Genomic DNA, 22,074 nt, shown 5'->3' with positions numbered 1-22,074 from the left:
TCTGGACTCCCGTTTATTGATTAGCTAAAGACCGGCTATTCTACGTTTTTAGCCGGTGGATCTCTAGCCGCCAGCTCGCGGATCCAGCAAATAAGATCCTTGACTTTCAAGGATCCGACGGCTCAGGATCCCATTTCATCCCCAAACTTACCCACAGCATGAACGAGGCAGGATCCGGGGTGATTCAGGGTTATTTGATATAACCAAATATGATTTATTTTTCAGAACTTATTCCAATAACATTCACTCACTTTCAGTCATTAAAACTAGAAACACAGAACAACAGAGAGAGGTATACCCATGTCTTCATCTATCAAGCTGGTGTCCGGCGCCGCCATATTGTTGGCCATGCTCTCCGGTCAAGCCGTCGCCCAGGAGACCATCAAGGTCGGCATGTCTGGCAAATATTTCCCGTTCACCTTCGTCAAGCAGGACAAACTGCAGGGCTTTGAGGTCGACATGTGGAACCAGATCGGTGAGCGCACCGGCTACAAGGTTGAATTCGTGACCGCCAGCTTCTCCGGCCTGTTTGGCATGCTGGAAACCGGTCGGGTCGATACCATCTCCAACCAGATCACCATCACAGACGAGCGCAAGGCCAAGTACGACTTCTCCCAGCCTTATGTCTATGACGGTGCCCAGATCGTGGTTCGCAAGGGCAACAGCACCATCAATGGTATCAAAGACCTGGAAGGCAAGAAGGTTGCCGTCAACCTGGGCTCCAACTTCGAAGAGCTGCTGCGCAAGAACGATCCTGACCACAAGATGGACATCCGCACCTATGACTCCGCCTTCGAGCAGGATGTCGCCCTGGGCCGTATCGATGCCTTCGTGATGGACCGCGTCTCCACCGCTCAGCTGATCAAAGAGTCCAAGCTGCCGCTGCAGCAGGCTGGCAAGCCGTTCGAGACCATCGAAAACGCCCTGCCCTTCCTGAAGACGCCCAAGCAGCAAGCCCTGCTGGCCAAGGTCGATGAAGCCTTGACTGCCATGCGCAAAGACGGCGCTCTCAAGCAGATCTCCGAGAAGTGGTTCGCGGCGGACATCACCAATAAATAAATGATGGAATTCGATCTCGATTACACGCTGGGGCTGTTTCCGATCCTGCTCAAATACCTGGGCACGACCATGGAAATGGCCCTGTGGGGATTCGTACTGGCACTCGTCCTGTCGCTGATGTTGGCGATAGTGCGGGTGTTTCGCGTTCCCGTCATTCACTGGTTGGCCATGCTCTATATCTCGTTCTTCCGAGGTACCCCGCTGCTGGTCCAGCTGTTCCTGCTCTATTACGGTCTGCCGCAACTCTTCCCCATATTCGTGGGAATGGACGCTTTTACCGCATCCATCGTCGGCCTGACCCTGCACTTTGCCGCTTACATGGCCGAGTCGATCCGTGCCGCCATTCTGGGTATCCACAAGAGCCAGATGGAGGCAGCCCTCAGCATCGGCATGAGCAAGCTGCAGGCCATGCAGCGCATCATCTTGCCCCAGGCTGCCCGCATCGCCACACCCTCGCTGATGAACTACTTCATCGACATGATCAAGAGTACCTCCCTCGCCTTCACCCTGGGCGTGGCCGAGATCATGGGCAAAGCGCAGATGGAAGCCGCTTCGTCGTTCAAGTTCTTCGAGAGCTTCATGGCGGTGGCCCTGGTCTACTGGGTAGTGGTCATCTTCTTCACCCGCATCCAGCACCTGCTGGAAGTGCGCCTCAACCGCGCCTATTAAGGAGAGACAACTCATGATCAAACTGAGCGGCCTCACCAAGGCATTCGATGGCAATGTTGTGCTCAACAACATTGATCTGGAGATAAAGAAGGGCGAAATCGTGGTCGTCATAGGGCCGTCAGGCACCGGCAAGTCGACCCTGCTGCGCTGCCTCAATCTGCTGGAAACCCCGGATGCCGGCACCCTGGCCATCGACGATATCCAACTCGATCTGGCCAAGGCGAGCGAGAAAGAGGCGATAGAGCTGCGCAAGCGCGCCTCCTTTGTGTTCCAGAACTATGCCCTGTTTGCCAACAAGACGGCGCTGGACAACATCGCCGAAGGGTTGGTGACCGTCTGGAAACAGCCCAAGGCGGAGGCTCGTGCCACGGCGCTGGCCATCCTCAAGGAGATAGGCCTCACCGATAAGCAAGATGCCTACCCGGCATCGCTGTCCGGTGGCCAGCAGCAGCGGGTCGGCATCGCCCGCGCCATGGCCGCCCACTCCAAGGTCATACTGTTCGACGAGCCCACCTCGGCCCTCGATCCCGAATGGGTTGATGAAGTGCTGGGTCTGATGAAGCAACTCGCCCGCCGACACCAGACCATGGTGGTGGTCACCCATGAGATAGAGTTTGCCCGGGACGTGGCGGATCGGGTGATCTTCATGGAGGGAGGACGGATCGTCGAGCAGGGTCCACCGGATCAGATACTGGTCGATCCCAAGGATCCCCGTACCCGGGAATTCTTGCGCAAAGTGCTGAAGTAGCACACCACAGGCGGCCTGGCCGCCTTTTTTAATGAAGGATCCTTGTTTAACCAGGGCATGCCAGTATAATCCTGAGCCCGCGATCCTCCGGATCTTGTGTCGGCCCTCTACTTATTTTGCAGTTGGTGACCGATACCGGCTTAGGCGGATTGACTAAAAGCCGAACTCTGTTTAGAATTCGGCCTCTTTTGCTAGTCGTCACACGCTATAGCTGGCGCGTCGGCTCAGTGTGACAATCAAAACTGTACAGAAATACGGAATCTAATCATGAGTAAACGTACTTTTCAGCCGTCCAACCTGAAGCGCAAGCGCTCTCACGGTTTCCGCGCCCGCATGGCTACTGCCAACGGTCGTAAAGTTTTGGCCGCTCGTCGTGCCAAGGGTCGTGCCCGTCTGGCAGCTTAATGCCCACGCCGCACACCTTCGCTCGGGAGTTACGTCTGTTAACTCCCGAACACTTCAAACGCGTTTTCGCAGAGCCTGTCCGGGCCGCTTCCCCGCAAATAACGCTTCTCGCCTGTCCTAATACTCTCGAACATCCCCGTCTTGGTCTCGCTGTGCCCAAAAAAGCACTCAAGCGCGCCGTGTGGCGTAATCGTGTCAAACGAGTGGTACGGGAAAGCTTTCGTCTCAATCAAACCAACCTGCCCGCTATCGACATCGTCGTGATCGCCAAGGCCGGTGTGAAAGAGATGGATAACGAGGAACTCTTCAAGTTACTGGAAAAGCTATGGCGCACCCTGTCACGCCGTTGCAATGGGTAGCTATCAAACTGATACGCCTGTATCAGCTAATCATTAGTCCCCTGCTGGGGCCGCGCTGCCGTTTTACTCCAACTTGTTCCCAATTTGCGATAGAAGCTCTCCGACTTCACGGTTTCATAAAAGGCGTTTGGTTAGCCAGCAAACGTCTATTAAAATGCCATCCCTTATCCGAGGGTGGTTATGACCCGGTTCCGCAACCAAAGCGAAGAAACTGAAGACTATGCAATCACAACGCAATCTACTCCTGATCGGTTTGCTGTTCGTGAGCTTTCTGCTCTGGCAACAGTGGGAGTCCGACAAGGCTCCGAAGCCGGCCCCTGTGGCCCAAACTGAACATTTCGTGCCTGAAGCCGGTCAGACCGGTGATATTCCTCAGGTTTCCGAGCAAGCAGCCGATGCCAATGCCGCCCGCAAGCTGATCACCGTCTCCTCTGACGTGCTCAAACTGACCCTGGATACCCAGGGTGGCGATATCGTTTCTGCCCAACTGCTGGCCCACAAGCTGCAAGAAGGCATGGATGAGCCGTTCACTCTGCTGACCAGCCAGCCCCAGTTCATCTATGTCGCCCAGAGTGGTCTGGTCGGTCGTGATGGTCCGGATAGCCGACCCGAAGGCCGCCCCACCTACGAAGCCGCCCAGACCAGCTTCCAGCTGGCCGAGGGTCAGGATCAAATCGTGGTGCCGATGACCTGGACCGACAGCAAGGGTGTGGTCTTCACCAAGCGCTTCGTGCTCAAGCGTGGTGACTATGCCGTTGGCGTCGATTACCAGATCGACAACAAATCCGCCGAACCGGTGCAGGTGCAGTTCTACGGTCAGCTCAAGCAGACCGTGACCACGCCCAAGGATCAGGAAGGTCATGCCCTGGTGGCGAGTGCCTACCGCGGTGGTGCCTTCTCCAGCGAAGAGAGCCGCTACAAGAAGTACACCTTCGATGAGATGAAGGATGCCGACCTGAACAAGACCACCAAGGGTGGTTGGGTCGCCATGCTGCAGCACTACTTCGTCTCCGCCTGGGCACCGAACGCCAGCGACACCAACAGCTTCTATAGCCGCACCATCCCTGGCAAAGACCAGGCGATCATCGGCTACAAGGCGCCCATGGTTGACGTGGCTGCCGGCCAGCAGAGCGAAGTGACCAGCAAACTGTGGGTCGGTCCGAAATTGCAGGACAAGATGGCCACGGTTGCCGAGCACCTGGATCTGTCCGTCGATTACGGCTGGCTCTGGTTCATCGCTCAGCCGCTGCACTGGTTGCTGACCGTGTTCCACGGTTTCGTGGGTAACTGGGGTGTGGCCATCATCATGCTGACCCTGCTGGTTCGCGGCATCATGTTCCCGCTGACCAAGGCCCAGTACACCTCCATGGCCAAGATGCGCATGCTTCAGCCCAAGCTGGCCGCGCTCAAGGAACGCTTCGGTGACGATCGCCAGAAGATGTCCCAGGGCATGATGGAGCTGTACAAGAAGGAGAAGGTCAACCCGCTGGGCGGCTGTCTGCCCATCCTGGTCCAGATGCCGATCTTCATCTCCCTGTACTGGGCGCTGATGGAATCGGTCGAGCTGCGCCACGCGCCGTTTGCCCTCTGGATCACTGACCTGTCGGTCAAGGACCCCTTCTTCGTACTGCCAATCCTCATGGGCGCCTCCATGTGGTATCTGCAGAAGATGAGCCCGACCACCATCACGGACCCCATGCAGCAGAAGGTGATGCAGTTCATGCCCATCATCTTTACCTTCATGTTCCTCTGGTTCCCGGCTGGCCTGACCCTGTACTGGTTGGTGAGTAACGTCATCTCCATTACCCAGCAGACCATCATCTACCGTCAACTGGAGAAGAAAGGGCTGCACACTCGCACCTGATCTTCACAGCCATGACGAAAGAGGCGGCCTTAGGGCCGCCTTTTTTATTACAATGTCCGCAATGACAGAACCCGTTTCCGGATGAGTGAGCCCAAGCAAGATGACAACAGATACCATAGTGGCCCAGGCCACCGCCCCTGGCCGTGGCGGCGTCGGCATAGTGCGGGTCTCAGGCCCCGCTGCCGAACAGGTGGCCGAGATAGTACTCGGCAAGCGACCCCGGGTACGCTATGCCGAATACCTGCCATTCAAGGATGAGCAGGATCAGCCGCTGGATCAGGGCATTGCCCTGCTGTTCAAGGCCCCCAACAGCTTCACCGGCGAAGATGTGCTGGAGCTGCAGGGTCACGGTGGCCCCGTCATCATGGACATGCTGGTGCGCCGTATCTTGCAGATCAAAGGGCTGCGCCCCGCCCGCCCCGGCGAGTTCAGCGAACGCGCCTTCATGAACGACAAGCTGGATCTGGCCCAGGCCGAGGCCATCGCCGATCTGATTGAAGCCTCCAGCGAGCAGGCCGCCCGCAGCGCCATGCACTCCCTGCAGGGTCAGTTCTCCAGCAAGATACAGCATCTGGTCGAGAGCCTGATCCACCTGCGCATCTATGTGGAAGCCGCCATCGACTTCCCGGACGAGGAGATAGACTTCCTCTCCGACGGCAAGGTGTCGGGGGACTTGCACGCCATCATGACCGAGCTGGACGGGGTGCGCGCAGAAGCCAAACAGGGTGCCCTGCTGCGCGAAGGGATGAAGGTGGTGATCGCCGGTCGTCCCAACGCGGGCAAGTCCAGCCTGCTCAACGCCCTGGCCGGTCGCGAGTCAGCCATCGTCACCGAGATAGCCGGCACCACCCGCGACGTGCTGCGCGAGCACATTCACCTGGATGGCATGCCACTGCACATCATCGACACCGCTGGCCTGCGCGACACCCAGGATCAGGTGGAAAAGATCGGCATAGAGCGGGCCTGGGCCGAGATAGCCCAGGCAGACCGGGTGCTGTTCATGGTGGATGGCACAACGACCAATGCGATAGACCCGCGGGAGATCTGGCCGGACTTCGTCGATCGCCTGCCAAAAAACATCGGCCTCACCGTGGTGCGCAACAAGGCCGATCTGACCGGCGAAGACTTGGCCCCGAGCCAGGAGCTGGGTCACGCGGTCTACCGCATCTCCGCCAAGACAGAGCTGGGGCTGCCTGCCCTGCGGGATCACCTCAAGGCCTGCATGGGCTTCCAGGGCAACACCGAAGGGGGCTTCATGGCTCGCCGTCGCCACCTGGATGCCCTGGAGCGCGCCGCCGAGCGGCTGCTGGTGGCCAAGGAGCAACTCGAGGTCTATGTCGCCGGTGAGCTGGTGGCCGAGGAGCTGCGCCTGGCACAAGAGTCCCTGTCCGAAATCACCGGCGAGTTCAGCTCGGACGATCTGCTGGGCCGCATCTTCTCCAGTTTCTGCATCGGCAAGTAAGTCCCTGCCCCAGCCAACAAAAAGCCCAAGGCACTGCCTTGGGCTTTTTCATGGTAAAAAACTGTCATTCGCAACCTTAGAGCCGGCGCAGACACCACATAAAGTAAGCGCCCCCTAACAAGGTAGAGACCAGCCCGGCAGGGATCTCCATTGGGAAGAGCAGTTGCTGACCCGCCCAGTCCGCCAGCACCATCAACAGGGCGCCGCACAGGCTGGCGCCGAGCAGATGAGCACGTGCCCGCACCAATCCCATCAGCTTGGCCATGTGGGGGGCGAGCAAGCCGACGAATGAGAGTGGCCCTATCACCAGGGTGGCACTGGCGGTGAGCAGGGCCACCAGCAGCAACATAATCAGCTGAGCGCGCTGGGTGTTGACCCCCAGCGATCTGGCTGCCGCCCCCCCCAAAGGCAGAATATCGAGCCAGCGTCCCAGGGCCAGGGCTCCTGTCAGCATGATGCCTGCCAACAGGGCGAGTCTCAGCGCCATGGGGCTTGTCACGTAATAGGTAGACCCCGAGACCCAGGCCAGCAGCAGTTGCACCCTGGGATCGCCGTTGGCCAGGGCGATGCTCTGCACTGGCTCCAACATGGCGGTGATGGCGATGCCACATAGCAGGATCCGCTCGGGCTGAAAGCCACTGCGCCTGTTCAACGCCAGCAACAGCACGAGTACCAGCACAGCCCCGGCAACCCCCGCCAGCAACATCAGCGGCAGTGGCAAGGCGGGTAGCAGGAAGGCCGCCAGCAGTAACCCCATGACAGTGCCACCACTCACCCCCAGCAGCTCGGGACTCGCCATGGGATTGCGGCTGACCCTTTGCAGCAAGGTTCCCGCCAGCGCCAACAAGATACCGGCAGCGGCCGCCGCCAGGGTGCGGGGCAATCGCCACTCCCATTGCGCCTGCCAGCGAGCCAGCGATGGCCAGCTCCAGCCATTGACGCCCTGCCCCAGCGCCAGTGAGCCTATCAGGGCCAGCAGCAGCGCCAACCCCAGCCCCCACAACAGTCGGGATGGGTGAGGATGGCGCGGTATGGTCAGGGCGGCAGTCACCTTGGGTTGCTGCTTGTGCAGGGCGAGCCGGGGGATGAGCCAGAGCAACAGGGGGGCACCCAGCAGTGCCGTCATGGCCCCCGTCGGTATCATCAGTGGCCAGAAGCGACTCGCCCCCTGCAACAACAGATCCGTGAGACTGAGCAACAGGGCGCCCAACAGCGGGGCCCACAACAGACGTTGGCCGAGGGAGCGAGCCCCTAGCAATCTGACCATGATGGGGGCAGCCAGACCGATGAAACCTATGATGCCGACCACGCTCACCACACAGGCGGTGACAAATACCGCGACGCCCAATCCGGCGAAACGCAGCTTCTTGAGGGAGACCCCCAGGCTGCGAGCACTGGCATCGTCCAGCTCCAGCACAGCCAGGGGGCGAAGCAAGACGGCGGCCAGGCCCACCCCCAGCAGCAGGCGGGGCAGCAGATAACTCACCCCCTCCCAGCTATCCTGAGCCAGGGCACCACTGCCCCACACCAGCATGCCCTTGAGCTCTTCCTGATGAAACAGCAGCAGCGCCAGACTGATGGCCCCCAGATAGAGGTTGATCACCAGACCGGCGAAGACGATGACCAGGGGATTGAGATCCCGTCGCCAGGTGAGCATGAAGACCAGGGCCATGGCCCCTGCCCCTCCCGCCATGGCGATCCACTCCCGCGCCACCAGCAGGCCCGGGGCCAGCAAGGTTGCCAGCAGGAGCGCAAGCTGGGCCCCCGAGGCGACCCCGAGGGTGGTGGGCGAGGCGAGTGGATTGCGCAGCACTTGTTGCATCAGGACGCCAGCCAGCGCCAGCCCGGCTCCCGCCAGCAGCGTGACGGCGAGTCGCGGCAGCAGGCTAAAGTGCATCACCGCCTGACGGGCATCCCCATAATCCGGGTTCAGCATGGCCTGGGGCCAGAGGGAAAAAGGTAACCAGTGGCTCAATACCCACCCGGCGACCGCGCAGGTCAGCAGCAACAATACCAGGCAGAGCAAGGCCGCGGGGCCCGGTAGTACGCCCCGGTTCAGGGGACGTTGTGACAGGCTATTCATGGGGTACTCCGGCATCGGTGGTCAGAGCCAGGCTCAATTGCTGGGCGAAACGGCGAGCCGACAACACGCCACCGAAACTCCACACGGGAGGAAGATGCAGCGGCTTGGCGCGCTGTACCAGGGGCAGATGCTGCCAGAGTCCGGGGGCCGCCAGCTTGGCGGCCACGCCACTTGGCAAGGGGTCGACGATGACCAGCCGGGCTTCATCCATGGTGGCGAAGCTCTCTATGCTGACCGAGGCGAATCCCCAGTAATTGGTTGGCGCCTGCCAGGCATTGCGCAGCCCCAGCTTGCCCATCACAGAGTCATACATGCTGTGCTGCCCGAACACCCGCACGTGGCGCTCATCGATAAACTGCACCAGCAATAGCGGGGGCAGGTGTTTGGGCAACCCGGCCTTGAGTTCAGCCAACTCCTCATCCAGCCCGGTCAACAAGCTGTCCGCCTCCGCTGACTTGTCGACCAGGGCGGCAATGTCCCGGGTCGCGCCGGCGAGCTGAGCCCAATAATCCCCCTCCGGCGAGTAGAGGGTAATGGATTTGACCGGCGCTATCTGGCTCAGGGTGGGGGCCAAGGGGGCAGCCAGGGGCGAGATAAGGATGAGATCAGGTTCGAGTTCGGCCAGCAGCTCGCGGTTCGGTTGGGCCCGCAGACCGAGATCCACCACGGATGGCGGCATCACGGGCTCCGTCACCCAGGCGCCATAAGAGCCCATGTCCCCCATGCCCGCCGGGGTAATACCCAGGGCAAGCAGGGTCTCGGCGATGGTCCAGTCAACGGTCGCGATACGGGGTTCAGCCTGCACGAAAGAGACAAGCGAGGTCGGCAGGCAGATGAGCCCCAGCAAGGCGATGCCCAGCGATTTGAATCTGTTCACAACGACCTCACAATATGGCGATGGAGTGGCTCTGCGCCGGGTGACGCATCACAGCCATGGGAATGCCGTAGACAGACTCCAGGGTCTCGCTGGTCATGATGGATTCCGGCTCCCCTTGTACCAGCACCGACCCCGAGTGCAGCGCCACCAGATGATCGCAGAAACGGGCCGCCATGTTGATGTCGTGGATGACGATGATGACCCCCAGATCCAGCTGCTGGCAGAGGGTGCGGATCAGGGTCAGCACCTCCATCTGATGGGCCACATCCAGCGCGGCCAAAGGTTCATCCAGCAGGATGAAACGGCTCTCCTGGGCCAGCAACATGGCGAGCCAGACTCGTCCCCGCTCTCCGCCTGAGAGGGTATCCACCAGCCGATCGGCAAAGGCCTGGGTGTGGGTCAGATTGATGGCTTGCTCGACCTTCTCCTTGTCCTGCTGGCGATGACGGCCAAAGAGGCCACGCCAGGGATAACGGCCAAACTCGACCAGCTCGCGGCCCAGCAAGTTATCGGTACTCGGCAGGTGCTGGGGCAGATAGGCAACCTGGCGTGCAAACTCCTGATGACCCCAGTCGGCCAGGGGGCGGCCGTCAAAGCAGATCTCGCCGCCATGGTAATTCTGCTGGCGAGCCAGCAACTTGATCAGGGTCGATTTGCCGGAGCCGTTATGGCCGATGAGACCATAGACCTTGCCCTGCTCGAAGCTCAGGCTGGTGGGTTGCAGCAGCGTCTTGCCCTGAATGGCAAAACCGGCGGATTTCATCTCAAACATCAGCAGTCCCGTTGGTGATGGCGCCCCATGGCAGAGGCGCCCTTGACATCTCGTGGGATGGGCTCCGCTCGACACAAGCCCGGCATACCCGGGCGCAGAGCGGATCTGGTGCCCTCCCCTTTAGCTCTCTTGCGGCTCGGCCAGACGGCCCACTACGTCAAGGCTGACTCTGTCGCGCTCGGCACCGACCAGTTCGCTGAGCTGACCCTGGCGCATCTCCAGCAGGCGGTCAGCCAGCGGGAAGTAGTGATCGTCATGGCTGATGGCGATCACCGTCTTGCCCATGGCGTTGAGACGCGGCAGCAACTCGCGGTAGAAGATGCGTCTGAATTCCGGATCCTGATCCGCCGCCCACTCATCGAACAGCATGATGTCGCGCTGCTCGGCAACCGCCAGCAGCAGGGCGACCCGCTTACGCTGCCCCTGGGAGAGCTGGATATTGGTGACATGAGCCCCATCGAGCACCAGCTTGCTCTCCATCTGCAACAGGTGCAGCCATTGCTGGACCCGCTCGGGATCCGGCTCTTCACCGTCAGGCCCCATCAGGCGATCGAACAGGTGATAATCGGTGAAGATGGCGGAGAAGAGACCAAGATAGGTCTCCCTGTCGGTGACAGGCTCGCCATCGAGCAAGATCTCACCGCTGACCGGTCGATAGAGCCCGGTCAGCAGCATCGCCAGGGTCGACTTGCCCGAGCCATTACCGCCGATGACGAACAGCTGCTCGCCACGGTGGATCTCAAGGTCGATGGGACCGACGCTGAAACCGGCCCGACCGCCCTGGCCATCATGATGGAACACGACCTGCTTCAGGCTGAGGGTCTGCCACTGTGCCTGCCCATCCTGAGGCGAGACGGCACGCACCGCGAACTCGGGTTCATGGTCGGCCAGTTCCAGGGATCTGAGCTTGTTGAAGGCAACCTGAGCCGCCAGCAAGGTGGGCAAGGCGCCGATCGCCTGCAACAAGGGGGTACGCAGGAATAGCAGGGTCAGGGCATAGGTAGCCGCCACATTGGTATTGGCCCAGCCCAGCCCGTTCGCCAGGAAGAAGGCGAGGCCGATGGCCCCCAGCATCATGATATTCGACCAGTTGATGGCGCTGAGATGGAAGGTGTCGGCCCTGATGATGTGGTGGCGATAGTCGAGGGCGTTGGGTTCATATTGCTGCTGATAGAGATGACTGGCTCGGTCCCGGTTCAGGGCCAGCTCCTTGTTACCCTCTATCATGGCCTGATAGTCGCGATAGAGGCGATCCTCTGCGGCGCGCATCAGTCCCAGATGGCTATAAACCCGTTTGACCAGCAGCCAGCCGATCAGCATGGTGGCGCCGACCCAGAGCGCGGTCCACAGCAGCATACCGAGCGAGAGCCAGCCGAGGTAAATGGCCGATCCCAGGGTCAAAATGGTGCCCTGGATAAGCTCGGGCAGGCGCACGAAGGCGATGGTGATACTGCCAATATCACTGGAGAGGGAGGCGAGCAGCGGCCCCTGGCCGATGCGTTTGACCTGGGCGACATCGGTATCGAGCAGTTGCTTGAGCAACTTGCCACGCAGGTGATAAACAAAATGGTGACCGAGGGTGGTCAGTGCCAACTGCGAACTGAGCGTGACAACCATGAGCGCCAGGATAAGGCCGAGCAGCTGGAAGATAACGGAAACAGGATCGCCAACTGATTCAATCAGATAGCTATTGATAAAGGCGATGACCCCGATCCCGAGCAGGGCAGAGCCCAGGCTGAGCAGGGTAATGGCGATGAATGGCCAGCGATAGTGGCGATAGACGAGGTAGAGCAGCTCCATGAAATTCTCTGTCGGGTATGAAAGGGAAACGGGTTGCCCTGAGGGCAACCCGAGTCAGATTACCAGCGGTAGTTGACGCTACCTACCACACTGCGGGGCTCACCGTAGTAGCAGTAGTAGTCACAGCTGGCGACATAGGTGTCATCGAGCAGGTTGTTGACGTTGATCTGGGCACGCCAGTTCTTGGCAAAGTCATACCCGATCATCGCATCCCATACCGTCTGGGCTGGCACCTCGGCCGAACCGTAGATGGGGTTGTAGTTGGCATCCACGGCGCCTATGCCGACGCTGGAGCCGATATAGCGCACCCCGGTACCCACTTCCAGCCCGGAGACCGGGCCTTGCTGCACCTTGTAGTTACCCCAGAAGGAGGCCTGGTGACGCGGGATCAGGCTGGCGCGACGATCGCCATCACCGGTGTCATTGGTCTTGGCATCGGTATAGGTGTAAGCCCCGGTCAGGCGCAGCGCCGCGGTCGCCTGCACGCTCCCTTCCAGCTCTATGCCCTGGGAGGTCACCTCACCCGCCTGGGTCTGCTGGCCGGAACCGGTGGAGACCAGCGAGTTGGTCTGCTCCAGATCGAACAGCGCCAGATTGATGTAGCCATCGAGGAAGCTGGGGGCGTACTTGATACCGGTCTCGTACAACTTGCCTTCCAGCGGCTTGTAGGAGTTCTTGGTATTGGGATCGATGCCCGGCAGCACTTCAAATGACTCGGCATAAGTGAAGTAAGGGGAGAGACCATTGTCGGCCAGGTACATCAGGCTGCCGGAGAGGGAGAGGTTGTCATCATACTGTCTCTCGTTCTTGCTGGTCGCTTCGCTGATGTTGTGGGTCTCCACATAGTCGAAGCGGCCACCGGCGGTCAGCAACCAGCGATCATCCCAACGGATCTGATGCTGGGCATAGAGGCCGCTCTGACCCTTGGTGCTCTTCTGATAGGTGGCCGTTGACTCATCAAAGCCTGGGAAGTTGCCATGATCCGGGTGCATGGTATCGATGGATCCCATGCCGTAGTTGTCGGCCTCATCCCCTTCATTGACGTGGCGTTGCAGATCGACCCCCAGCAGCAGGGTCTGCTCGGTGCGATCCGTACTCCAGTAGCCCACCATCTGGTTGTCCATGTTGATACTCTTGGTATCGCCATCACGGTAGATCAGACCACGGTAAGCGGTGGTGCTGTCGTAGGTTGGGAAAATATAGGTCTGACGCAGCAGCAGATCGTTGTAGTTGAAGCGGACGTTCTGCTTGAACTCCCAGGTCTGGTTGATCTGGTGGGAGAGCTCATAACCGGCGGAAATCTGGGTGTTGCGGTTGCGATCGTAGTCCGGCTGGCTCAAGTTGGTGCTGGGATCGATCTGGCCCTCTTCGGTATTGAGGGTGCCATAGACAGGGAAGAAGCCGTTGGTGGGCACCCCTTCGTCATGCTGGAAGCTGGCCAGCAGGGTGAGACTGGTGCTATCGGAGATATCCAGGGTCACACTTGGCGCCACATAGGCACGCTCATTGTAGGTACCGTCCAGCACGCCATCACGCTCGTTGTAGAGCGCAACAAAACGATAGCGGCTGTCGTCGGTCAGCTGGTCGGAGACATCCACCCCCACCTGACGATGATCCCGGTCGCCCAGTTGCAGATTCACCAGCCCCTGCGGCGTGGCGGTAGGACGCTTGCTCATGGCATTGACCACGCCACCGGGAGGCGCCTCGCCATACAGAATGGAGGCGGGTCCCTTCAATAACTCCACACTTTCCAGGCCGAAAGGCTCCGGGGTCCACACATAGTAGCCGGTGCTGAACAGGCGGTTACCGTCCAGATAAGAGGCTGCATCGAAGCCACGCACCTTGAACCAGTTGGTGTTGTTATCCGAGCCATAGAGGCCGGAGAGCACGCCGGAGCGATAACGCAGGGATTCGTCGAGCTGCAGCACGGCATGCTGATCCAGCTCCTCGCGATCCACCACGGAAACGGCGCGAGGGGTCTCGGCCATCGGCACCTCGACCTTCATGGCGGTACCCGTTACCACCATGGTTTCGCTCGCCTTGGGCAGGGCTTCTTCAGCAATGGCTGGCAGCGCCCCAAACAGGCAGGCCAGGGGGATCAAGCGACCGAGAATGGATCGTTGAGGAGTAAAATGATTGGCTAGTAGTGTCATGTTTAAGTCTCAAGTTTTCTATGAGTCAGGCTTTGTTTTTATGGGTCGAGTCTGGGCTCGCTCTGCCGTCAAAGCGGCCAATAATGCAGCGTCATGCTACTACAGGAGGGTTTTCGAATCGATTCAATAATTGCCAATCATTTGCATCCGCATTGACATTAAACAAAGAGATCCTGTCGATTATTGATAAACAGGACACATAAGGGTCTAGGTAGAATCCCTCTATATAAAGGAGGGGGCCATGATGGGCCCCCTTCGATGATCCGGATCCGGATGCCGCCAAAAAATAAATGGCGCGAATCTCCCCGATTCTTATCCATTTTTATCCACATGCATTGGCGGTAGAATCCGGATCCTCAACGCATTCAAAAGGCATACCCCCATGGCCAAATTCAACCTCATCGTCGGCTCTATGTTAGGTGCTGCCGAGTACGTCGCCGACCATGTCGCCGATCTGCTCAATCAAGCCGGTCATCAGAGCGAGATCCATAATCCCGCCCGGCTCGCCGCCATAGCCGCCGAACCGGACGCCATACTGCTGGTGGTTACGTCCACCCATGGTGCCGGGGAGGTGCCGGACAACCTCCAGCCCTTCGTTAAAGATCTTTATGAACAAAAACCGGATCTTGGCGCATTTCGCTATGGTGTGATCGCACTGGGTGACCGCAGTTACGACACCTTTTGTGCGGGCGGCAAGACCCTGGATCAACGGCTGGCCGAATGCGGTGCCAGCCGGATCGGTGAACGGCTTGAGATAGACGTGACCCAGTACGAGATACCGGAAGATGCCGCCGAAGCCTGGATCCAGCCCTGGATGGCTTCGATCTCCTGATCAACCCGGGAGATCCCTTTTCAAAGCCGGATCTCCCCTGCCCCGCCTCGATTTACTATCCACCAGGTTATTCACAATCCGATCCCACTGACTTGTTCTACAAGGTTACCCACAACAACTGGGGATAATGTGGATAACTATGCTTGAAACCTATGTAAAACCTATAGTTATCCTATGTACCAGATCCGGGCGGTTGAGGGCCTGTGTATAAAAGCACTGGTTGTCCCCCGGTTCACGGGGCCAGGATCCAAGCTTTTCCACAGGCTGGGATCGCCTTTAAGATAATGATCTTTATGATCAAAAAGTGCTTATCAACAGAAACGCTGGATCCTAATAAAAGATCTAATAAGAGATCGATCTAAAGATCCTTAAGATCTACTAACGGATCCTGATCCCAGAAAGGACGCTAACTAGACGTTTCACTGATCACGGGAAACAGATAGAATGTTTGCCCCCTTAACCCGGGGATGAAGACGGCAAACAAACGATCTCAGGCGTGCAGATCAAGGTGATCCCAATGCAATACCATGAACAATTTGATGTGATCGTCGTCGGTGGCGGTCATGCAGGAACCGAGGCCGCAGCAGCATCTGCCCGTATGGGCATGAATACGCTGTTGCTGACTCACAACATCGATACCCTGGGCCACATGTCGTGCAACCCGGCAATCGGTGGGATCGGTAAGGGACACCTGGTCAAGGAAATTGACGCCCTCGGTGGGATCATGGCGCGAGCCATCGATCTTGGCGGGATCCAGTTTCGCACGCTCAACTCCTCCAAGGGCCCAGCCGTGCGAGCCACCCGCGCTCAGGCGGATCGTCTGCTCTACAAAGCGGCCGTGCGAGAGATGTTGGAGAACCAGCCGAATCTGAAGATCTTCCAGCAGGCTTGCGATGATCTGATCATGGACGGGGATCGTGTCGCCGGTGTCGTGACTCAGAGCGGGATCCGTTTCAGTGGCAAGACGGTGGTGCTCACAGTGGGTACCTTCCTGAACGGTTTGATCCACATCGGTATGGATAATTACAAGGGCGGACGGGCTGGAGATCCTCCCTCGATCGCTCTGGCCCAGCGTCTGCGTGAACTGCCGCTGCGCATCGACAGACTCAAGACCGGGACGCCGCCACGCATCGATGCTCGCAGTGTCGATCTCTCCGTGATGCAGGAACAGGCCGGCGACACCCCGACCCCCGTGTTCTCCTTTATCGGCGAGGCGAGCCAGCATCCGCGCCAGATCTCCTGCTACATGACGCATACCAACGAGCGCACTCATGAGGTGATCCGCAATAATCTGGATCGCAGCCCCATGTACGCCGGGGTGATCGAGGGCATAGGGCCGCGTTACTGCCCATCGATCGAAGACAAGATCACCCGCTTCGCCGACAAGACGGCGCACCAGATCTTCGTCGAACCGGAAGGCTTGACTACCCACGAACTCTATCCGAACGGCATCTCCACCAGCCTGCCATTCGATGTACAGATCCAGATAGTGCGTTCGATCCGGGGCTTCGAGAATGCCCATATCACTCGACCCGGCTACGCCATTGAATATGACTTCTTCGATCCCCGGGATCTCAAGGCGAACATGGAGAGCAAGTGCATCCCCAATCTGTTCTTCGCCGGACAGATCAACGGCACCACGGGCTACGAAGAGGCCGGTGCCCAAGGGCTGCTGGCCGGTCTGAACGCCGCGCTGCGGGCGCAGGACAAGGATGCCTGGCATCCCCGTCGTGATCAGGCCTACCTGGGGGTCATGATGGATGATCTCTCCACCCTGGGGACCCGCGAACCCTACCGCATGTTCACCAGCCGTGCCGAATATCGCCTGCTGCTGCGTGAAGACAATGCGGATCTGCGTCTGACGGCTGCTGGCCGTGAACTGGGTCTGGTCGATGATGACCGTTGGGCCAAATTCAATACCAAGCTGGAATTGGTGGAGCAGGAGCGTCAACGGCTGCGTTCGACCTGGATCCACCCCCAGCATGTCGCCGTACCCGGTATCAATGCCCTGGTAAATACCCCGCTCAGCCGTGAGCACAGTCTGGAAGAGCTGATGCGTCGTCCCGAGGTGACCTACGATGCGCTGATGGCGATCGAGGGGGTGGGGCCTGCTCTCGAGGATCCGGCCGCCGCGGATCAAGTCGAGATCCAGATCAAGTACGCCGGTTACATCGAGCGTCAGCACGACGAGGTGGAGAAACAGCTTCGCAACGAGAACACCCTGTTGCCGCTGGACATGAATTACCGCGACGTGAACGGCCTCTCCAACGAGGTGATTGCCAAGCTGAGCGATGCCAAGCCGCAGACCATAGGTCAGGCCTCCCGCATCTCCGGCATCACACCGGCGGCCATCTCCATCCTGCTGGTCCATCTCAAGAAAAACGGCCTGCTGCGTAAAACCGCCTAGAGGATCCCCATGCTGGAAAGATTGAACGGCCTGCTCGCGCAGGCCGATATCGTTATAACAGAGACTCAAAAGACCCAGCTAATCAAGCTGGTTGAGTTGCTGCACAAGTGGAACAAGGCTTACAATCTCACCTCGGTGCGTGATCCCGATGCCATGCTGGTCAAGCACATCCTCGATAGCCTGGTGGTGAGCCGGCACTTGCACGGTGAACGGTTCATCGATGTCGGTACCGGCCCGGGCCTGCCAGGTTTACCGCTGGCCATCATCAATCCGGACAAGCAGTTCGTGTTGCTCGACAGCCTCGGCAAGCGGATCAACTTCATCCGCCAGGTGATCCAGGAGCTCGGTCTCACCAATGTGACCCCTGTGCTGAGCCGGGTGGAAGAGTACAGACCCGAACAAGGCTTCGATGCGGTGCTGAGCCGGGCGTTTGCCTCCCTGGAGGACATGCTGCGCTGGTGTCATCATCTGCCGTCCGAGGAGGGCAGCTTCCTGGCTCTCAAGGGACAGTATCCCGCACAGGAGCTGGCCCAGTTGCCGGCCAATATCCGCCTGGTGGCATCCCATCAACTGGTGGTGCCTGAGCTGGAAGGCGAGCGTCACCTGCTGGAGTTTAAAACTATCTAGGCCCGCTTGGGCTGCCGTTTCATTGAGGGGATCTTGTGGGAAAAGTCATTGCCATCGCCAACCAGAAGGGGGGGGTCGGAAAAACCACCACCTGTGTGAACCTGGCGGCTTCCATGGCAGCCACTCGCCGCAAGGTGCTGGTGATCGATCTGGATCCCCAGGGTAATGCCACCATGGGCAGCGGCGTCGACAAATACGACGTAGAGCGCACCGCCTATGAGCTGCTGATCGAAGATATCCCGGTGCGGGACGTGATCGTCACCGAGACCTCGGGGGGCTATCACCTCATCGCCGCCAATGCCGATGTGACGGCGGCGGAGATCCGGCTGATGGAGTTCTTCGCCCGGGAGATCCGGTTGCGCAACGCCATCGCCTCCGTGCGCGACAAATACGATTACATCTTCATCGACTGCCCCCCCTCCCTCAACATGCTGACCGTCAATGCCATGGCCGCCGCCGATTCGGTACTGGTGCCCATGCAGTGCGAGTATTACGCCCTGGAGGGGCTGACGGCCCTGGTCGATACCATCAGCAAGCTGGCGGCCGTGGTCAATCCGGATCTCAAGATTGAAGGGGTGCTGCGCACCATGTTCGATCACCGCAATCGGCTGGCCAATGATGTGTCCGATCAGCTGAAACAGCACTTCGGAGACAAGGTCTATCGCACCATCATCCCCCGTAACGTGAGATTGGCCGAGGCGCCCAGCTTTGGTGCCCCGGCCATGCACTATGACAAATCATCGGTGGGCGCCAAGGCCTATCTGGCTCTGGCTGGCGAGATACTGCGCCGCCAGGAGCAGGAGTTCCAGCCGACCACCGCAGATCGAGAGAGCATATGACCCTGAAAAAACGTGGGCTGGGCAAGGGGCTGGATGCCCTGCTCAGCACCAGCACGGCTGCGCGCCAGAAGCAGGTGATGAGCGATCAGCGTACCGAACAGGCCATGGCTCCGGCCCCCCAGGGCGAGCTGCGCAAGCTGCCGCTGGAGTGGCTGCGCTCTGGCAAATACCAGCCGCGCAAGGATATGTCGCAGGACGCACTGGAAGACCTGGCCAATTCCATTCGTGCCCAGGGGGTGATCCAGCCGATCGTGGTGCGCCCCCTCGGCGAGCAATCCTTCGAAATCATCGCCGGTGAGCGGCGCTGGCGCGCCTCCCAGCTGGCCCGTCTCGAGGTGGTGCCCTGCATCGTCAAGGATGTGCCCGACGAGGCTGCGGTCGCCATCGCGCTGATTGAGAATATCCAGCGCGAAGACCTCAACGCCATCGAGGAGGCCGTGGCGCTGCAGCGTCTGCTGACCGAATTCGAACTCACCCACCAGCAGGTGGCCGAGGCGGTGGGCAAGTCACGCACCACAGTCACCAACTTGCTGCGCCTCAACCAGCTCAACGACGATGTGAAGCGTTTCGTGGAGCATGGCGACCTCGACATGGGCCATGCCCGCGCCCTGCTGGCACTCAGTGGCCCGGCCCAGTCAGAACTGGCCAAGCAGGTGGCCCAGAAAGGCCTGACCGTGCGTGATACCGAGCGCTTGGTGCAAAAATCGCTGGAACCGGTAAAAACCAAAGCCGACCCCGTTCGCGATCCACAATTTGCTTACATTGAACGCCAGATTGCAGAAAAAATTGGCAACAAGGTACAACTTCAACAAGGCAAACAGAATAGCGGCAAGTTAGTAATAAGTTACGAGAACTTGGCGGAATTGGACCGGGTATTGGGCTATTTTGGCCTATCAGAACAGTGATTTTTACGCTTTTTGTAGTAATAAAACATCCATTCCTTTCGATATGAACATAACCTTAATTTTGTGCGGAAAGCCGCAAAAATTAAGGGTTTTTGCCATGTTGCAATAGCCGTCTTCACGGGTATAATTTGACCGGCTTTTAGGGCTGTGAATTCGGGGTCTCTGGAACCCGATTTTTTACAGTTCTGTAATGTTCAGAGGTGAGTTGGTGAAACAGAAAATAGCCTTGGAAGGTTTAACACTGGCCTTGGCGATGCTCGTTTGTCAGCTCGTCCTGATCCTGGCGATAGCTTCAGTCTGGTTTTATCAGGCCGGGGCTCACGCCGGATATTCCTCCCTCTACGGAGGGGGGATGTATTGGGTTCCTCAGGCCTTGTTCACACTCTGGGTTCTGCGCCGCAAGGTGACGAAAGAGAGTGTGGGGCTGGTGTTGCGGGACTTTTATGGTGGGGCAGGGATTAAGCTCATTACTACAACAGGACTCTTCGCCCTGATGTTTGGTGCAGGGATCGAGATAAACACCATCTCCTTCTTCGCCACTTATATCCTCGCCCTCGTTGTACAGTGGATAGTCTCATTCACGCTTAACAACCACTATTAGGAAAACTCATGGCTGCAACCGGAGAAGTCCTGACTCCTCAGGAATATATCTCCCACCATCTGACCCATCTGCAAGTAGGGTCTGGGTTCTGGACAGTGAATATCGACTCTATGATATTTTCTGTTCTGTTGGGCACCCTGTTTATCTGGTCGTTCCGTCGTGTTGCCGTCAAGGCCACCAGCGGTGTGCCGGGTAAACTTCAGTGCTTCGTGGAGATGCTGGTCGAGTTTGTGAATGGTAACGTCAAGGACATCTTTCACGGTCGCAACAAGGTCATCGCACCTTTGGGGCTGACCGTGTTTGTGTGGATCTTCCTGATGAACTTCATGGATCTGATCCCCGTTGACTTTATCCCTCATGCTGCACAATTGATGGGTGTTCCCTATCTGCGTGTGGTTCCCTCTGCTGACGTTAACATCACCATGTCCATGGCTTTGGGCGTGTTCTTCTTGATCCTGTACTACAGCATCAAGGTCAAGGGTATCAAAGGGTTTGTGAAGGAGCTGACGCTTCAGCCTTTCAATCACCCTGCGGCCATCCCTGTTAACTTCATCCTTGAAACCGTCACGTTGATTTCCAAGCCAGTCTCTCTGGGTCTGCGACTGTTCGGCAACATGTATGCTGGCGAACTGATCTTTATCCTGATTGCGGGTTTGTTACCCTGGTGGTCACAGTGGATCCTGTCCGTGCCTTGGGCAATATTCCACATCCTGATCATCACCTTGCAGGCATTTATCTTCATGGTTCTCACCATCGTCTATCTGTCGATGGCGCAAGAAGACCATTGATGAAGCAACTCAAATAAAACTTTTTCAAACAACCAATTACCAAAAAATAAATGGAGATCCTCATGGAAAACTTGAACATGGACCTGCTGTACATGGCTGCTGCTTTGATGATGGGCCTGGCCGCGATCGGCGCCTCCATCGGTATCGGTATCCTGGGTGGTAAATTCTTGGAAGGTGCTGCTCGTCAGCCGGATCTGATCCCTGTGCTGCGTACCCAGTTCTTCATCGTGATGGGTCTGGTTGATGCGATCCCGATGATCGCCGTTGGTCTGGGTCTGTATGTGATGTTTGCGGTTGCCTAAGTCGTCACGACTCACGCAGAACCCATTAACTAACTTAAGAGGAAATCGGCTGTGAATATCAACGCCACCCTCCTCGGCCAAGCAATCGCTTTTTTCTTCTTCGTAGTATTTTGCATGAAGTACGTATGGCCGCCGCTGATCGCTGCCATTGAAGCCCGCCAGAAAGAAATTGCTGACGGCTTGTCTTCCGCAGAACGCGCCAAGAAAGATCTGGATTTGGCCAAGGCCAATGCCACCGATCAGCTGAAAGAAGCCAAGCGCCAGGCTGCTGAAATCGTCGAACAGGCTAACAAACGTAAAGCCCAGATCATCGATGAAGCCGCAGTTGGTGCCCAGGCAGAGCGGGAAAAAATCCTGGCTCAAGGCCGTGCCGAGCTTGAAGCTGAACGTCATCGTGCCAAAGAAGAACTGCGCAAGCAGGTTGCTGCTCTTGCCGTCGCCGGCGCAGAGAAGATCCTGGCACGCCACATCGACCAGGCTGCCAACAGCGACATCGTCGACAAACTGGTAGCAGAACTGTAA

The 22,074-nt window shown here is 58.4% G+C and carries 22 protein-coding genes; 17 read left to right on the top strand and 5 right to left on the bottom strand.

What is annotated here, in order from left to right; all coding sequences use genetic code 11:
- Positions 1–300: 300 nt before the first annotated feature.
- From KYK33_RS20100 to mnmE, 8 genes are all read left to right on the top strand, one after another.
- Entirely contained in the window at positions 301–1,059 is a 759-nt protein-coding gene (locus KYK33_RS20100; protein WP_042043995.1) for an amino acid ABC transporter substrate-binding protein, read from the top strand.
- Entirely contained in the window at positions 1,060–1,728 is a 669-nt protein-coding gene (locus KYK33_RS20095) for an amino acid ABC transporter permease (protein ID WP_224431644.1), read from the top strand. It abuts the gene before it with no gap.
- Between the two features lie 13 nt (positions 1,729–1,741).
- The gene (locus KYK33_RS20090; RefSeq protein WP_042043998.1) at positions 1,742–2,476 is read left to right on the top strand and encodes an amino acid ABC transporter ATP-binding protein; all 735 of its coding nucleotides are present in this window, start codon (positions 1,742–1,744) and stop codon (positions 2,474–2,476) included.
- A 267-nt stretch (positions 2,477–2,743) separates the two neighbouring features.
- A complete protein-coding gene (rpmH, locus tag KYK33_RS20085) occupies positions 2,744–2,881 on the top strand; it encodes a 50S ribosomal protein L34 (protein ID WP_005893143.1) in 138 nt (45 codons plus the stop codon).
- Positions 2,881–3,240, top strand: coding sequence for a ribonuclease P protein component (gene rnpA / locus KYK33_RS20080; protein WP_005893145.1), 360 nt, complete (start codon positions 2,881–2,883; stop codon positions 3,238–3,240). The genes rpmH and rnpA overlap by 1 nt, the downstream gene beginning before the upstream one ends.
- Positions 3,207–3,455 (top strand): membrane protein insertion efficiency factor YidD, encoded by a 249-nt coding sequence (gene yidD, locus KYK33_RS20075; RefSeq protein WP_005893148.1) that lies wholly within the window; start codon positions 3,207–3,209, stop codon positions 3,453–3,455. Before rnpA ends, yidD begins: the two co-directional genes overlap by 34 nt.
- A gap of 5 nt (positions 3,456–3,460) precedes the next feature.
- On the top strand, positions 3,461–5,104 hold the full coding sequence (gene yidC / locus KYK33_RS20070) for a membrane protein insertase YidC (protein ID WP_224431643.1): 1,644 nt from the start codon (positions 3,461–3,463) through the stop codon (positions 5,102–5,104).
- 100 nt (positions 5,105–5,204) lie between these two features.
- A complete protein-coding gene (gene mnmE, locus KYK33_RS20065) occupies positions 5,205–6,566 on the top strand; it encodes a tRNA uridine-5-carboxymethylaminomethyl(34) synthesis GTPase MnmE (protein ID WP_224431642.1) in 1,362 nt (453 codons plus the stop codon).
- Positions 6,567–6,642: 76 nt separating this feature from the next.
- Here mnmE and fhuB read toward each other — a convergent pair whose 3' ends face one another.
- From fhuB to KYK33_RS20040, 5 genes are all read right to left on the bottom strand, one after another.
- On the bottom strand, positions 6,643–8,649 hold the full coding sequence (gene fhuB, locus KYK33_RS20060; RefSeq protein WP_224431641.1) for a Fe(3+)-hydroxamate ABC transporter permease FhuB: 2,007 nt from the start codon (positions 8,647–8,649) through the stop codon (positions 6,643–6,645).
- Positions 8,642–9,496 carry an iron-siderophore ABC transporter substrate-binding protein gene (locus KYK33_RS20055; protein ID WP_224433064.1) on the bottom strand — a complete coding sequence of 285 codons (855 nt, stop codon included), beginning with the start codon at positions 9,494–9,496 and terminating at the stop codon, positions 8,642–8,644. The genes fhuB and KYK33_RS20055 overlap by 8 nt, the downstream gene beginning before the upstream one ends.
- Positions 9,497–9,533: 37 nt before the next feature.
- Positions 9,534–10,298 carry an ATP-binding cassette domain-containing protein gene (locus tag KYK33_RS20050; protein WP_224431640.1) on the bottom strand — a complete coding sequence of 255 codons (765 nt, stop codon included), beginning with the start codon at positions 10,296–10,298 and terminating at the stop codon, positions 9,534–9,536.
- Positions 10,299–10,418: 120 nt separating this feature from the next.
- Positions 10,419–12,098: a multidrug ABC transporter permease/ATP-binding protein gene (locus KYK33_RS20045; protein WP_224431639.1), complete on the bottom strand. Its 1,680-nt coding sequence runs from the start codon at positions 12,096–12,098 to the stop codon at positions 10,419–10,421.
- A gap of 59 nt (positions 12,099–12,157) precedes the next feature.
- Positions 12,158–14,251 carry a TonB-dependent siderophore receptor gene (locus KYK33_RS20040; RefSeq protein ID WP_224431638.1) on the bottom strand — a complete coding sequence of 698 codons (2,094 nt, stop codon included), beginning with the start codon at positions 14,249–14,251 and terminating at the stop codon, positions 12,158–12,160.
- A gap of 382 nt (positions 14,252–14,633) precedes the next feature.
- Here KYK33_RS20040 and mioC point away from each other — a divergent pair, with 382 nt between their 5' ends.
- From mioC to atpF, 9 genes are all read left to right on the top strand, one after another.
- The gene (mioC, locus tag KYK33_RS20035; RefSeq protein WP_042044007.1) at positions 14,634–15,083 is read left to right on the top strand and encodes an FMN-binding protein MioC; all 450 of its coding nucleotides are present in this window, start codon (positions 14,634–14,636) and stop codon (positions 15,081–15,083) included.
- A gap of 517 nt (positions 15,084–15,600) precedes the next feature.
- Positions 15,601–17,490: a tRNA uridine-5-carboxymethylaminomethyl(34) synthesis enzyme MnmG gene (gene mnmG / locus KYK33_RS20030; RefSeq protein WP_224431637.1), complete on the top strand. Its 1,890-nt coding sequence runs from the start codon at positions 15,601–15,603 to the stop codon at positions 17,488–17,490.
- A gap of 9 nt (positions 17,491–17,499) precedes the next feature.
- Positions 17,500–18,117: a 16S rRNA (guanine(527)-N(7))-methyltransferase RsmG gene (gene rsmG, locus KYK33_RS20025; RefSeq protein WP_042044010.1), complete on the top strand. Its 618-nt coding sequence runs from the start codon at positions 17,500–17,502 to the stop codon at positions 18,115–18,117.
- Between the two features lie 35 nt (positions 18,118–18,152).
- Positions 18,153–18,956 carry a ParA family protein gene (locus KYK33_RS20020; RefSeq protein ID WP_042044011.1) on the top strand — a complete coding sequence of 268 codons (804 nt, stop codon included), beginning with the start codon at positions 18,153–18,155 and terminating at the stop codon, positions 18,954–18,956.
- Positions 18,953–19,861, top strand: a complete 909-nt coding sequence (locus KYK33_RS20015) for a ParB/RepB/Spo0J family partition protein (protein ID WP_042044012.1) — start codon at positions 18,953–18,955, stop codon at positions 19,859–19,861. Before KYK33_RS20020 ends, KYK33_RS20015 begins: the two co-directional genes overlap by 4 nt.
- 190 nt (positions 19,862–20,051) lie before the next feature.
- Positions 20,052–20,462 (top strand): ATP synthase subunit I, encoded by a 411-nt coding sequence (locus tag KYK33_RS20010; protein WP_042044014.1) that lies wholly within the window; start codon positions 20,052–20,054, stop codon positions 20,460–20,462.
- An 8-nt stretch (positions 20,463–20,470) separates the two neighbouring features.
- A complete protein-coding gene (atpB, locus tag KYK33_RS20005) occupies positions 20,471–21,250 on the top strand; it encodes a F0F1 ATP synthase subunit A (protein ID WP_042044015.1) in 780 nt (259 codons plus the stop codon).
- 62 nt (positions 21,251–21,312) lie between these two features.
- The gene (gene atpE, locus KYK33_RS20000; RefSeq protein WP_005893179.1) at positions 21,313–21,552 is read left to right on the top strand and encodes a F0F1 ATP synthase subunit C; all 240 of its coding nucleotides are present in this window, start codon (positions 21,313–21,315) and stop codon (positions 21,550–21,552) included.
- A 51-nt stretch (positions 21,553–21,603) separates the two neighbouring features.
- On the top strand, positions 21,604–22,074 hold the full coding sequence (gene atpF, locus KYK33_RS19995) for a F0F1 ATP synthase subunit B (RefSeq protein ID WP_042044017.1): 471 nt from the start codon (positions 21,604–21,606) through the stop codon (positions 22,072–22,074).

Origin of the sequence: Aeromonas rivuli (assembly GCF_020149575.1) — a bacterium.
In the GTDB taxonomy this organism is placed as follows: domain Bacteria; phylum Pseudomonadota; class Gammaproteobacteria; order Enterobacterales; family Aeromonadaceae; genus Aeromonas; species Aeromonas rivuli.
The sequence above is the reverse complement of the archived record's forward strand: the minus strand, read 5'-3'. Positions and strand labels throughout refer to the sequence as shown.